This window comes from Komagataeibacter melaceti (assembly GCF_003403295.1).
GTDB classification, from domain to species: Bacteria; Pseudomonadota; Alphaproteobacteria; order Acetobacterales; family Acetobacteraceae; genus Komagataeibacter; species Komagataeibacter melaceti.
On sequence record NZ_QUWV01000021.1, the window covers coordinates 1 to 12700 of the forward strand.

At 65.2% G+C, this 12700-nt stretch carries 13 protein-coding genes; 12 read left to right on the top strand and 1 reads right to left on the bottom strand.

The window, feature by feature from the left end; genetic code table 11:
- From DY926_RS02515 to DY926_RS02570, 12 genes are all read left to right on the top strand, one after another.
- The coding region (locus DY926_RS02515; protein WP_116701957.1) for a DUF3341 domain-containing protein at positions 1-335 on the top strand (335 nt) is incomplete at its 5' end.
- Positions 332-835, top strand: a complete 504-nt coding sequence (locus DY926_RS02520; RefSeq protein WP_116701958.1) for a c-type cytochrome — start codon at positions 332-334, stop codon at positions 833-835. The genes DY926_RS02515 and DY926_RS02520, both read left to right, overlap by 4 nt.
- Positions 832-1860, top strand: coding sequence for a hypothetical protein (locus tag DY926_RS02525; RefSeq protein WP_241503015.1), 1029 nt, complete (start codon positions 832-834; stop codon positions 1858-1860). The genes DY926_RS02520 and DY926_RS02525 overlap by 4 nt, the downstream gene beginning before the upstream one ends.
- The gene (locus tag DY926_RS02530; protein WP_241503016.1) at positions 1853-2248 is read left to right on the top strand and encodes a hypothetical protein; all 396 of its coding nucleotides are present in this window, start codon (positions 1853-1855) and stop codon (positions 2246-2248) included. The genes DY926_RS02525 and DY926_RS02530 overlap by 8 nt, the downstream gene beginning before the upstream one ends.
- Positions 2245-3048, top strand: coding sequence for an SCO family protein (locus tag DY926_RS02535; protein WP_158551900.1), 804 nt, complete (start codon positions 2245-2247; stop codon positions 3046-3048). The genes DY926_RS02530 and DY926_RS02535 overlap by 4 nt, the downstream gene beginning before the upstream one ends.
- The gene (gene coxB, locus DY926_RS02540) at positions 3045-4043 is read left to right on the top strand and encodes a cytochrome c oxidase subunit II (RefSeq protein ID WP_116701959.1); all 999 of its coding nucleotides are present in this window, start codon (positions 3045-3047) and stop codon (positions 4041-4043) included. Before DY926_RS02535 ends, coxB begins: the two co-directional genes overlap by 4 nt.
- A gap of 5 nt (positions 4044-4048) precedes the next feature.
- Positions 4049-5689: a cytochrome c oxidase subunit I gene (locus tag DY926_RS02545; protein WP_116701960.1), complete on the top strand. Its 1641-nt coding sequence runs from the start codon at positions 4049-4051 to the stop codon at positions 5687-5689.
- Positions 5682-6314 (top strand): cytochrome c oxidase subunit 3, encoded by a 633-nt coding sequence (locus tag DY926_RS02550; protein ID WP_116701961.1) that lies wholly within the window; start codon positions 5682-5684, stop codon positions 6312-6314. Before DY926_RS02545 ends, DY926_RS02550 begins: the two co-directional genes overlap by 8 nt.
- A complete protein-coding gene (locus tag DY926_RS02555; protein ID WP_116701962.1) occupies positions 6314-6628 on the top strand; it encodes a hypothetical protein in 315 nt (104 codons plus the stop codon). Before DY926_RS02550 ends, DY926_RS02555 begins: the two co-directional genes overlap by 1 nt.
- 154 nt (positions 6629-6782) lie before the next feature.
- Positions 6783-9947, top strand: a complete 3165-nt coding sequence (locus DY926_RS02560; protein WP_116701963.1) for an efflux RND transporter permease subunit — start codon at positions 6783-6785, stop codon at positions 9945-9947.
- Positions 9940-11112 carry an efflux RND transporter periplasmic adaptor subunit gene (locus DY926_RS02565; RefSeq protein WP_116701967.1) on the top strand — a complete coding sequence of 391 codons (1173 nt, stop codon included), beginning with the start codon at positions 9940-9942 and terminating at the stop codon, positions 11110-11112. The genes DY926_RS02560 and DY926_RS02565 overlap by 8 nt, the downstream gene beginning before the upstream one ends.
- Entirely contained in the window at positions 11102-12502 is a 1401-nt protein-coding gene (locus DY926_RS02570; protein WP_116701964.1) for an efflux transporter outer membrane subunit, read from the top strand. Before DY926_RS02565 ends, DY926_RS02570 begins: the two co-directional genes overlap by 11 nt.
- Positions 12503-12548: 46 nt before the next feature.
- Here the strand turns inward: DY926_RS02570 and DY926_RS02575 are convergent, their stop codons facing one another.
- The gene (locus tag DY926_RS02575; RefSeq protein WP_338034310.1) at positions 12549-12692 is read right to left on the bottom strand and encodes a hypothetical protein; all 144 of its coding nucleotides are present in this window, start codon (positions 12690-12692) and stop codon (positions 12549-12551) included.
- Positions 12693-12700 lie beyond the last annotated feature (8 nt).

Here is a 12700-nt window from a genome sequence, read left to right on the forward strand (position 1 = left end):
GGCTGCTGGGGGGCATGGGGGGCTTTGGCATGCAGGTCTATGCCACGACCATCAGCTACCCGCTCGATATTGGCGGCAGGCCGGATTTTTCATGGCCGTCCTACATTCCCGCAACGTTCGAGCTGGCGGTACTGGGGGCGGTGCTGGCGGGAATGGTTGGCTACATGGTCGTGGTGCGCCTGCCGCGCCTGTACGACCCCGTGGATGAAAGCACCGCCATGCGCGGCGTCATGACGGGGGGATATGTTCTGGTCGTACGGTCGCCCGATGCCGCGCGGGTGCGTGAAATACTGGCCCGCCACGACCCGCTCACGATCGAGGAGGTCGCGCCATGAAACCCGCGTGGCCTGCCTGCTTTGTATCCTGCGCGCTTCTGCTGCTGGCCACCGGGTGTGACGACATGTCGAAACAGCACAAGGAAAATCCCTATGCCAGCCCCGCCAGCGCACCGGCAGAACAGGTGCCGGGCACGGTGGAATATCATGACATGCCCCATCCTGTACCCCGGCTGACCATGGCGCTGCTGCAGCGCGGGCGCAGCGAATATCACGCCTTCTGCGCGCCCTGCCATGCGGAAAGCGGAAACGGCCATGGCATGGTAGTGCAGCGCGGTTTTCCCGCCCCACCACCGCTCATGGCGACTGACGGACGGATGGGGACACCACTGCACCTGCATGATGTCATCACATCGGGGCAGGGGATCATGTACGGCTTTGCCCAGCGGATCGGGCCGGATGACCGCTGGGCCATCGTGGCCTATCTCTACGCCCTTGGGCGCAGCCAGCACGCCACACGCGCCGACATGACGCCCGAACAGCTGGCGCGCGCGCCATGAACCGCCTACGGCACATTGCGTGTGGCGTCTCGGCCATGGCGCTGGTCGCCGCCGTGGCGGGTGCGATCCGCGCGCCCCATGCGCTCTTTCCGGCATGGCTGGCGGTGTGCGCGGCGTGGATCGGGTGGCCGGTGGGCAGCATGGCACTTCTTCTGGTGCATGCCCTCAGCGGCGGGCGGTGGGGGGATATCCTGCGGCCGGGCCTGCGCGCCGGGGTGGCCACGCTGCCGCTGGGCATTCCCATGCTGATGGGGTTACTGTGGGGGGCGGGATACCTCTATCCATGGCTCCGCCCCGACGGGCAGGCGCGGATTACGAACGGTTTTTACCTCAACGGGCCTTTCGCGCTCGGGCGGATGGGCATCTACGTGCTGGCGTGGGGGAGCCTTGGGACCATATGCCTGCGCGGGGGCGATCTGGGGCGCATCGCACCGGGCGGTCTGGTCGTGCTGGCCTTTACCTCCGGCTTCGCGGCCATTGACCTGACGGAATCCCTCGACCCCCATTTCAGTTCCAGCGCCTATGGCCTAATCGCATCGGCCGGGGCGGTGCTGCTGGCCTTCGCCATGGCGGTCCTGTCCGAAGGGATGCGGGCAAATGCCACGGAACTGCGTGACCTGGCGCGCCTGCTGCTGGGGCTGACGGTGCTGTGGGCCTATCTGGATTTCATGCAGTTCCTGATTATCTGGCAGTCCAACCTGCCGGTGGAGGCCGCTTGGTACGCACCCCGCCTGCGCGGCGGGTGGGGGGCCGTGGCGGTGGCCATTGCCGGGCTGCATTTCCTCCTGCCTTTCGTGCTGCTGGCGCTGCCCCCGCTACAGGCCCGGCGGCGCATCGTCCTGCCGGTGGCGGGGTTGCTGGCCGGGATGGAAGTGCTCCGTAACTTCTGGCTGGTCCTGCCCACATGGACGCCCGCCATTTCACCATGGGCCGTGGTGGTCTGCCTTGCGTTCCTTGGCGGCGGGAGCACCGTGCTGGTTTCGTGGTGGATGGAGCGCGAACGGGCGGGAGGCGCACATGCCTGAACATTCCGCATCCGGCCACAGCGCACCATCGGATGGGCCGCCCCACCATGAAACCCGCGACATTTCCCTGCGCGCGGTCATTGCCGGGGGTGTGGCGATCGGCCTTGTCGTGGGGGGACTGGTCATTCTGGCCGATGTGCTGTTTCCGCAAAAATCGCTCGACCGGCTGCTCAAGCCACCATTCCCGGTCATCGCGCAACCGGCCTTGCAGTCCGACCCGGCGGCGGACATGGCGGTATTCCATGCGCGTGAGATGGCCCTGCTGAACGGTTTTGGCTGGACCGACACTGCCCGTGGCATCGGCCACATCCCCATTGAACAGGCCATGCAACAGATCGCACGCGAGGGCATAAGCGGCTGGCCTGCGGACGGAGGGGACGGGCCATGACCACGCCGCGCCGCGCAGGCAGGATGAAATGGGCCGTACTGGCCTGTCTGGCCGCACTGTCATGGGCCACGGCCGCCATGGCGCAGGATACCAGCGCCATGGCCGCGCTGGCTTTTACGCCCCGGCCCGGCGCATCGCTGCCGCTGGACGCCCCGTTTGCCGATACGACCGGCCAGATCCGGCCACTGGGCGCGTTCCTTGGCGGCAGGCCCGCCATCGTGTCCATGGGCTATTATGCCTGCCCCAATATGTGCGAACTCGAACGCACCGACCTGATCCATGCGCTGGCGCGTAGCGGGCTGGAAACCCCTGCCGACTATACCCTGCTGGTGGTCAGCATCGACCCCACGGAAACCCCCGCCATGGCGCGGCAGGCCCGCCGGGATGATCTGGCGCGCTTTCCCGCAGCCACAGCCGATCAGGGGTGGCATTTCCTGACCGGGGGCCCCGCCAGCATCCAGCGCCTGTCCCGCGCGGTGGGGTTCCATGCGCGCTATGACCCCGAGCTGCGGCAGTACCTGCACCCCATGGGGCTGGTGTTCGTTACCCCGGCGGGCATGGTTTCGGGTTATGTCATGGGCATCGGCTACCAGCCGGGCGACGTAAGGCAGGCCCTGGCCCACGCCGCGCGGGGTGAGCGCATTGCGGCATCGCCCATCCTGCTGCTGTGCTTCCATTATGATGAAACGACGGGGCGTTACACGCTGGCGGTTGAAAAGCTGTTACGCATCGGGGCAGCACTAACCGTGCTGATGCTCGGCTCCATGCTGGCCATGGCCCATGCGCGGGGCCGGCGGTGAGCTGGCTCCCCGAAGCCTCATCGCATGCCGGGCGGGTGGATGTCCTGCTGGCGGGGCTGGTGCTGATCAGCCTGGCGGTGCTGGGGCTGGTGTTCGGGTTGATGTTCCTCAACATCATCCGCTTTCGGGTGGGGAGCCAGATGCCCGTCCCGCATGAGGTCGTGGCCCACAAGAGCTGGCGCTTCGAGATTGGCTGGACCACGGCGACACTGGTTATTTTCTTTGCCCTGTTCGTATGGGCGGCGCGGCTGTACGTGGTGGGCTTCCAGCCCCCGGCGGGCGCGATCCAGATATACGTGACGGGCAAGCAGTGGATGTGGAAGGTCCAGTATCCGGGCGGCCAGCGCGAGATCAATTCCCTGCACGTGCCGCTGGGCCGGGCGGTGCAGCTTCTGCTCACATCGGAAGATGTCATCCATGATTTCTCGATCCCCGTGCTGCGCATCAAGCATGATGTACTGCCGGGGCGGTACCAGAGCCTGTGGTTCATCGCCACCCGGACGGGATCGTTCCGTTTTTACTGCACGCAGTTCTGCGGCATCGGGCATTCGCGCATGACCGGCACGCTGGTCGTGCTGAACAGCACCGATTATGCCGACTGGCTGGACCATACCCCCGCCAGCGGCAGTCTGGCCACGAGGGGGGAGGCCCTGTTCATCAGCAACGGGTGCAGCGGCTGCCACGTATCGGGGCGTTACCCGCCCGATGCGCAGGAGCCGGGCCGCGCGCCGTCCATGGTGGGGCTGTACGGCTCCATCGTGCCCGGCCCCGACGGGCGGCCCGTGCGGGTGGATGGCGCATTCGTGCATGACGCCATACTCCATACGGGCGCGGGACGCTTCCCCAAGGGGCGCTACACGACCGAAATGCCGTCATTCCGTGGCGTGCTGGGTGAAGATGAACTGGCGGCGCTGGTTGCGTATATCCAGACACTCTCATCATCCACACCACCGGGCATGGGGGCACTGGCCAGCCCCCCGCGTGAAGGGAGGTGAGTGTCATGGCCCCCATGCCCGGCAGCGAACGCAATTACCTGTGGCAGGACGGCACCGTGCGGTCATGGCTGCTGACAACCGACCACAAACGCATTGCATTGCTGTACATGGCCTCCATCACCGTGTTCTTCGTGCTGGGGGGCATAGCGGCCGCCCTGATCCGGCTGCACCTGATCGTGCCGACGGGAGCGATCGTGTCGGACGAGACATATAGCCGGCTGTTCACCCTGCACGGCATTGTCATGGTCTGGCTGTTTCTCGTGCCCTCCATTCCCGTCACGCTGGGCAACTTCCTTGTGCCGCTGATGCTGGGCGCACGTGACCTGGCCTTTCCGCGCCTCAACCTGCTGAGCTGGTACCTGTTCGTCATGGCGGGGATGCTGGTGGTGTACGGGCTGTTTCGCGGTGGGCTGGAAACCGGGTGGACATTCTATACGCCGCTTTCCACCGATTATACGCAGGGAAGGGTGCTGCCGGTGGTGGCCGGCGTGTTCCTGAGCGGGTTTTCATCCATCGCGACCGGGGTGAACTTCATCATCAGCATCCACCAGCTCCGCGCGCCGGGCATGACGTGGTACCGCCTGCCGCTCATGCTGTGGGCGCTGTATGCCACCAGTGTCATTTTCGTGCTGGCAACACCAGTGCTCGGCATCACGCTGCTGCTGCTGGGGTTTGAGCATTTTTTCCATGTGGGCGTGTTCGACCCCGCCCTTGGCGGCGACCCGCTCCTGTTCCAGCACCTGTTCTGGTTCTACTCCCACCCGGCGGTCTACATCATGATCCTGCCGGGCATGGGGGTGGTGAGCGAAGTGGTCAGCACGTTCTGCCACAAGCCGGTCTTTGGCTACAGGTTCGTGGCGTGGTCCTCCATTTCCATTGCGGCCATCGGCTTTCTGGTCTGGGGGCACCATATGTTCGTGGCCGGGACATCTCTTTATGCCGCCGTGGTGTTTTCCATGCTGAGCTTCCTTGTCTCCGTTCCCTCGGCCATCAAGGTATTCAACTGGCTGGGTACCATGCATGGCGGCGCGATCAGGCTGGACACGCCCATGCTGTACGCCATGGGCTTTATCGGGCTGTTCACGGTAGGTGGGCTGACGGGGCTTTTCCTTGCCTCGCTCGCCAGTGACGTGCACCTGACACAGACATATTTCGTGGTGGCACATTTCCATTACATCATGGTGGGGGGCATGGTTTCGGCCTATTTCGCCGGGCTGCATTACTGGTGGCCCAAGATCACGGGGCGCATGTACCCCGAAATGTGGGGCAGGACGGCGGCGGCACTGCTGTTCTTTGGCTTCAACCTGACCTTCTTCCCGCAGTTCCTGCTGGGTTATGAGGGCATGCCCCGGCGGTACGCGACCTATCCGGCGCAGTTCCAGGTGCTTAACGTGCTGTCATCCGCCGGGGCCAGCATCCTTGCGCTGGCCTATGTCCTGCCGCTGGTCTATTTTACGTGGTCGCTGTTCCGTGGCGCGCGCGCGACCGACAACCCATGGCAGGCGACCGGCCTTGAATGGCGGACATCCTCCCCGCCGCCTACGGAAAACTTCGCCCAGGCCCCCATCGTCACCCATGAGGCCTATGACTACGCCGCACTGGCGCAGGCGGAGGACGCCACCCGGCGGGAGACGCCACATGGCTGAGCATCTTGCGCCCTATGACACACCCCTGCACCGTGATGAAACGGCGGTGGCAGGCATGTGGCTGTTTCTGGCCAGCGAGGTCCTGCTGTTCGGCGGGCTGTTCCTGGTCGTTCTGGTCTATTCACATACGCATGCCGCCGGATGGGCCGCCGGGGTGCGGCATACCAACCTTGCAATCGGCAGTGTGAATACGCTGCTGCTGATCAGCAGCAGCGCCATCTACACGCTGGCGACGGAGGCGGCACGGCAGGGGCATGAGCGCCGCATCATCCCCGCGGCATTGGGGGCGGCGGGGATGGGGATGACATTCCTCGTGCTCAAGGGCTGGGAGTGGCGTCTTGAGTTCAGGGAGCACCTGTTTCCCGGCCCGGATTTCGCCATTTCCGGGCCGGAGGCGGGGGGCGCGCAACTGTTCTACAGCTTTTACTTCCTCGCCACCGCACTGCACGGGCTGCACATGCTGGTCGGCATCGGGCTGATTGTGTGGGTCTGCTACCGCGTACGCACGCATGGGGGCCGCCCCGTCTCGCCCATGGTGGTGGATGTGGTGGGGCTGTACTGGAGTTTTGTCGATCTTGTCTGGATACTGCTGTTCCCGGTCCTCTACCTGATCGGGCGGGCGTGATGGCGCGTGTTGCGGCATGGTGGGGTGTGCTCGTGCTGCTGGTGGGGGCACAACTGGCCATGGGCAGGGCGGGCTTTACCCCCGGCATCTGCCTGGGCGCGTTCCTTATGGGGCTGGTCATTGTCTTCGGGTTCATGCGTATTGCGCAGGCCCCATCCCTTGCCGCGATATTCGCGCTGGGCGGGCTGTTCTGGCTGGCGATATTGCTGGCACTTGGCAGTCTGGACAGCTTTACGCGCACGAATTTCCCCGTGGGCGACAGCCTTTCCGCCCCGGCCCCGGACGGGTCGGCCGCACAGGGCGCACCGCCGTGAAAGGGCCGGTTCACGCCGTATCCGGCTGCGCTGTTTTTCATCCGCGCCGGGTAAGCCGATTGCGGGGCTGATGCGTTGAAGGCAGGTCGGGAGTTGGGGCAGGGACCACATCCATGCAGATACGGCTCGTTTCACGGCTTTCAGGCAGGACGGCATGAATGCGATTGTCCGTCTCGCCCTCGCGCGTCCCTACACATTCGTGGTGATGGCGATCCTGATCGTTTTTGCCGGTGTGCTGTCAGCCTTCCGCACGCCGAAGGACATCTTCCCCGATATCCGCATCCCCATCATCGCCGTGGCATGGACCTACAGCAACCTCTCGCCACAGGACATGTCGGGGCGCATCGAACTGCCGTTCCAGCGCGTGCTGACCACCACGGTCAACAATATCGAACATATCGAGGCACAGTCGCTGACGGGGATCGGCGTGACCAAGATCTTCTTCCAGCCGGGCACCGACATCCGCATTGCCAACGCGCAGGTCACGGCCATTGCCCAGACGATCCTCCGCCAGCTTCCCGTTGGCACCACGCCGCCGCTCATCCTCAATTACAGCGCCTCCACGGTGCCGATCGTCCAGCTTGCCCTGTCGGGCGCGGGGCTGAGCGAACAGCAGCTATATGACTATGGCTTCAACTTCATCCGCAACCGTCTGGTCACCGTGCCGGGTGCCGCCATTCCCTTTCCCTATGGCGGCCGGGTGCGCCAGATCCAGATGGACCTTGACCCCGTGCAGCTTCAGTCACGCGGGGTATCGGCGCAGGATGTGGGCAACGCCCTGACCAGCCAGACACAGATCACCCCGGCCGGCTTCGTAAAGATTGGCGAGTACCAGTACAATTTCCGGCTGAACAACGCCCCGCTTTCCGTGGACCTGCTGAACAGCCTGCCCGTGCGCACGGTCAACGGCGCGGTGGTGCGGGTGCGCGATGTGGCCCATGTGCGTGACGGCGCGACACCGCAGCAGAACGTGGTGCATGTGGACGGGCAGCGTTCCGCCCTGATGACAGTGCTGAAATCGGGCGCGACCTCCACCATCGCCATTGTGGCGGGGATCAGGGCGATGATGCCCGATGCCACGCGCGGGCTGCCAAAACAGCTCAGGCTCAAGCCCGTCAATGACCAGTCGCTGTTCGTGCAGGCCGCCGTAAACGGCGTGATACGTGAGGGCGCGATCGCGGCTGGCCTGACCAGCCTCATGATCCTGCTGTTCCTGGGTTCATGGCGATCCACACTGATTGTGGCGACCTCCATCCCGCTTTCGGTCCTGGGGGCGATTACGGCCCTGTCCGCGCTGGGGGAGACGCTGAATGTCATGACGCTGGGGGGCCTTGCCCTCGCCGTGGGAATTCTGGTGGACGAGGCCACGGTCACGATCGAGAACATCGAGCGCCATCTGGAAATGGGCAAGGATGTCCATGCCGCCATAATCGACGGATCGGGCGAGATCATCGTCCCGGCCTTCCTCTCGCTCGTCTGCATCTGCATCGTGTTTGTCCCGATGTTCTACCTGCCGGGCATCGCGGGCTTCCTGTTCGTGCCCATGGCGTTTTCGGTCATGTTCGCCATGGTCATGTCCTTCATCCTGTCGCGCACGCTTGTGCCCACCATGGCCATGTTCCTGCTCCGGCCACATGGGGAGAAAGACCGGACACGCGGCAACCCCTTCACAAGGTTCCAGAAGGGGTTCGAGCGGCGTTTCGAGACATTCCGCGCCGATTACAGCGCGCTGCTGGAAGTCGCGCTGCACCACCGGGGCTGGTTTGTGGGCGGTTTCTTCGGTTTCGCCATGCTGAGCATGGGCCTGCTGCCGTTTCTGGGGCGCAATTTCTTCCCGCAGGTCGATGCCGGAACCCTGACACTGCACGTGCGCGGCCCGGTGGGCATGCGTATCGAGGAGACATCAGCCCTGTTCCAGCGTATCGAAAAACAGATACGCCAGCGCATCCCCCCGGCGGAGCTTGAATCCATTGCCGACAATATCGGCCTGCCCACCAGCGCGATCAACACCGCCTATAACGCCTCGGGCACGATCGGCCCGCAGGATGGGGACATCATCGTATCGCTCAAGGCGGGCCATCGCCCGACCGAACAGCATATCCGCGTGCTCCGCGCCGAACTGCCCATCCTTTTCCCCCAGGCGGGCTTTGCCTTCCTGCCATCGGACATAACCAGCCAGATCCTGAACTTCGGCGCCCCCGCGCCGATCGACATACAGGTATCCGGCCCCAACCCGGACGAGACACGCCAGTTCGCCCAGCGGATACTGCGCGCCATCCGCCCGATTGACGGACTGGTGGACGCCCGCATCCAGCAGCCCGGCCATTACCCGGAACTGCGTTTTGACGCGGACCGCACGCGCATCAACCAGCTTGGCCTGACGGAGGGGGACGTGACCAGCAGCATCGCAACCGCAATCGCGGGCACAGTGCAGACAGCGCCGCTGTACTGGCTGGCCCCCCGCAGCATGGTCACCTATCCCATTGCGGTGCAGATGCCCGAATACCGGATCAGTTCGCTGGCGGACCTGATCGGGCTGCCGGTCACGGGCGTTTCGACCACGCAGCTACAGGTACTTGGCGCGCTGGGCACGATTACCCGGGGCACCACATCCCCGGTCGAGGCGCAGTACAACATCCGCCCGCTGATTGACGTGTTCGCCGCCGGGGCGGGCCGGGATCTTGGCGCCATAGCGGGGGATGTGCAGGCCGCGCTGCGGCGGCTGGACCATGACCGCCCGGATACGGTCACCGTCACGCTGCGTGGCCAGTACCAGGCCATGACAACCGCCTTTTCCGGCATGGGGTTCGGCCTGCTGGGGGCGATCGTGCTGATCTACCTGCTGATTGTCATCAATTTCCAGAGCTGGACCGACCCCTGCATTGTCGTTCTGGCACTGCCCGGCGCGCTGGCGGGCATATGCTGGATGCTGTTCGCCACGCGCACGCCACTGTCCGTGCCCGCGCTGACGGGGGCAATCATGTGCATGGGGGTGGCCACGGCGAACTCCATCCTCGTCATAACTTTCTGTCGCGAGCAGCTTGCGGAACATGGCGATACGATGCGCGCAGCGCTGACGGCGGGCAGCACCCGCCTGCGGCCTGTCATCATGACGGCGCTGGCCATGGTCATCGGCATGCTGCCCATGGCGCTGGGGCTGGGGGAAGGGGGCGAGCAGAACGCACCGCTGGGCCGGGCGGTCATTGGCGGGCTGCTGTTTGCGACCTGTGCCTCGCTGTTCTTCGTGCCGACGCTGTTCGCCACGATCTATGACTGGCGCGCACGCCACGGGACGGATGGAGCGCGCGCCCATGCCTGATACGCAGCTATTGCCGCACGCGGCCCATAAACTGCGCCCGCGATGGATCATCCTTGGCGGGCTGTGCATTTTCGGGACCATACTTGCGGTGGGCACGTTCATGCGCATCCATGCGCGCCACCAGCTTCATGCCGTCAATGTCGCGGCACTGGTGCCCACGGTAAGCATCGTGCATCCGGGCGGGCATGCGGCTGACACGCTGGTGCTGCCGGGGCTGCTGCAGGCATGGTACAGCGCGCCGGTCTATGCCCGGACCAATGGCTACCTGCGGCGCTGGTATGTCGATATCGGGCAGAAGGTGGAAGAAGGCCAGCTTCTGGCGGAAATTGATACGCCCGATGTGGACCTGCAGCTTGCCGGGGCGCGGGCGGCGCTGGGCACACGGACCGCGCAGCGCGACCTGGCGCGGATCACATCGCGCAGGTGGGACCGCCTGATTGCGCAGAACGCCGTATCCCAGCAGGAAACGGATGAACGCCGGGGCAACTTCGCCGCCAGCGAGGCCGCCCGCCACGAAGCGGCGGCGGATGTTGAACGGTTCGAGACACTGTCCGGCTTCAAGCGCATCATCGCACCCTTTTCTGGCGTGGTGACCAGCCGCGCGACCGATATCGGCGCGCTGATCGTTGCGGGCACCGCCACCAGCCAGCCACTTTTTACCGTATCGGACGTAACACGGCTGCGGCTGTACGTGCGGGTGCCGCAGGCCTATGCCGCGCGGATGCATGAAGGGTTTCAGGCACAGTTCACCGTGCCGGATTATGGCGGGCGCAGGTTTGACGCGCATCTCCTGCATTCGGCGGATGCCGTTGATTCCCAATCAGGCACCATGCTGGTCCAGCTTGTCCATGACAACACGGACAACCTGCTCAAGCCCGGCGCGTATGCGCAGATCATCTTTACATTCCGGGGGCCGGGGCCGGACGCACCGCCATCGGTCCGTATTCCGGCCAGTTGCCTGCTGTTCCGCAGGGACCAGACAACCGTGGCGCTGGTGGATGGGCAGAACCATGCCAGAATCCAGCATGTCTCGATCCTGACGGATTTTGGCACGGAGCTGGAGGTAACGGGGCTGACACCGCAAAGCCGGATCATCGACACACCACCCGACGACATAAGCGAGGGCGACCCGGTCCGGCCGCATGAGGGCCAGCATGCACCCTAACTGGGGCAGGGGGGCCATGTTCATCCTGTCCGTGCTGTGCGGGTGTAATATGGCCCCGCGTTACAGGAAACCCGTGGTGGCCGACCTTCCCGCCACCTACCGGGAGACGGGACCATGGACACCCGCCCAACCTACCGATGCCGCACAGCGTGGGGCGTGGTGGTCGGTCATGGGGGATGAAAGGCTGAACCGGCTGGAGGACAGGATCGAGCATGGCAGCCCGCAACTGGCCGCCGCCGTGGCGCGCTATGCACAGGCCCGCGCCCTTGTCCGGCGCGCGCGGGCCGATTTCTTCCCCCAGATTGACGCCACGGCCACCGCGCAGCGTGAGCGCGCGCTGTTTGCGGCCACGGGCAATTATTATGAATACCGGGAGTATGAGACGGGCGGCACCATATCATGGGAGCCTGACATATGGGGGCGTATCCGCAACCTGGTGGCTGCCGCACGGGCGAATGCGCAGGCCAGCGCGGCGGACCTTGCCGCCATCCGCCTCAGTCTGGAGGGCGAACTGGCGGATGACTATTTCCAGCTCTGTGGCCTCGATGCACGGATCAGCCTGCTGCAACGGACCGTAGCCGCCTATACGGCGTCGCTTGACCTGACGACACGGCGCTTTGTGGGTGGGGCCGCGAGCGAACTGGATGTCGGGCGCGCGCGGACCCAGCTCAGCGCCACGCAGTCCCGGCTTGAGCAGCAGGTTGCTGATCGGGCACTGGTCGAACATGCCATCGCCGTGCTGGTGGGGGAGCAGCCCTCCATTTTCGTTATTGCAGCCGTGGACAGCCCGGTGCCCGTGCCCCCCATTCCGGTAACGGCGCCGTCGCGGCTACTGGAACGCAGGCCCGATGTCGCTGCGGCCGAACGGCGCATGGCGGCGGCCAATGCCCGGATCGGGGTGGTGCGGGCCGCATTTTTTCCCAATATCACGCTGGGGGCGACGGGTGGCTCGGCCAGTGTGACCAGCACCCTTCTGGCGGCGGGCAGCGGTGTGTGGGCGCTTGGCCCGGCGCTGGCCACGCTGGCCATATTCGACGGAGGCCGCCGGTTCGCCAATCTGGCCCTGACCCATGCGGCCTATGCCGAGGCCGCGGCAAATTACCGGCAGACGGTGCTGACCGCCTTTCGTGAGGTGGAGGACCAGCTTGCCCTGCTGAACAACCTGGCCGATGCGTCCGCACAACAGCAGGAGGCGGTCGTGGCGGCAACGCGCACCACCTATCTGGCAACCCTTCAGTATCGGGAAGGAGCAGTGGATTACCTGCAGGTCGTGATTGCCCAGACCGCTGAATTACAGAGCCGCGAGGACCTGATTACAATCAACACGCGCCGCCTCATGGGTGGAATTGACCTGATCCGCGCCATGGGGGGAAGCTGGCGCAACGGCTGAAGCGGCAGTCGGGCCGGGCATGCAGGTGGCGGCCATACGGTGCCGCTCAATGCCGCCGCCACCCGCCGCGCCGCCAGACATAGCCACGCTGGTACCAGACCCAGCGCCCCGGCGCCCAGACATAACCCCGGCGCGGGCGGGGCACCACTTCATAGCGCGGGGGTGGCGGGGGCGGACGCCGCACGATCACACCGGGAG

Excerpts from the sequence above, each read along its gene's own strand:
- DY926_RS02520 (WP_116701958.1), top strand. The coding sequence starts at position 332 with ATGAAACCCGCGTGGCCTGCCTGCTTTGTATCCTGCGCGCTTCTGCTG.
- DY926_RS02525 (WP_241503015.1), top strand. The coding sequence starts at position 832 with ATGAACCGCCTACGGCACATTGCGTGTGGCGTCTCGGCCATGGCGCTG.
- DY926_RS02530 (WP_241503016.1), top strand. The coding sequence starts at position 1,853 with ATGCCTGAACATTCCGCATCCGGCCACAGCGCACCATCGGATGGGCCG.
- DY926_RS02535 (WP_158551900.1), top strand. The coding sequence starts at position 2,245 with ATGACCACGCCGCGCCGCGCAGGCAGGATGAAATGGGCCGTACTGGCC.
- DY926_RS02545 (WP_116701960.1), top strand. The coding sequence starts at position 4,049 with ATGGCCCCCATGCCCGGCAGCGAACGCAATTACCTGTGGCAGGACGGC.
- DY926_RS02550 (WP_116701961.1), top strand. The coding sequence starts at position 5,682 with ATGGCTGAGCATCTTGCGCCCTATGACACACCCCTGCACCGTGATGAA.
- DY926_RS02555 (WP_116701962.1), top strand. The coding sequence starts at position 6,314 with ATGGCGCGTGTTGCGGCATGGTGGGGTGTGCTCGTGCTGCTGGTGGGG.
- DY926_RS02560 (WP_116701963.1), top strand. The coding sequence starts at position 6,783 with ATGAATGCGATTGTCCGTCTCGCCCTCGCGCGTCCCTACACATTCGTG.
- DY926_RS02565 (WP_116701967.1), top strand. The coding sequence starts at position 9,940 with ATGCCTGATACGCAGCTATTGCCGCACGCGGCCCATAAACTGCGCCCG.
- DY926_RS02570 (WP_116701964.1), top strand. The coding sequence starts at position 11,102 with ATGCACCCTAACTGGGGCAGGGGGGCCATGTTCATCCTGTCCGTGCTG.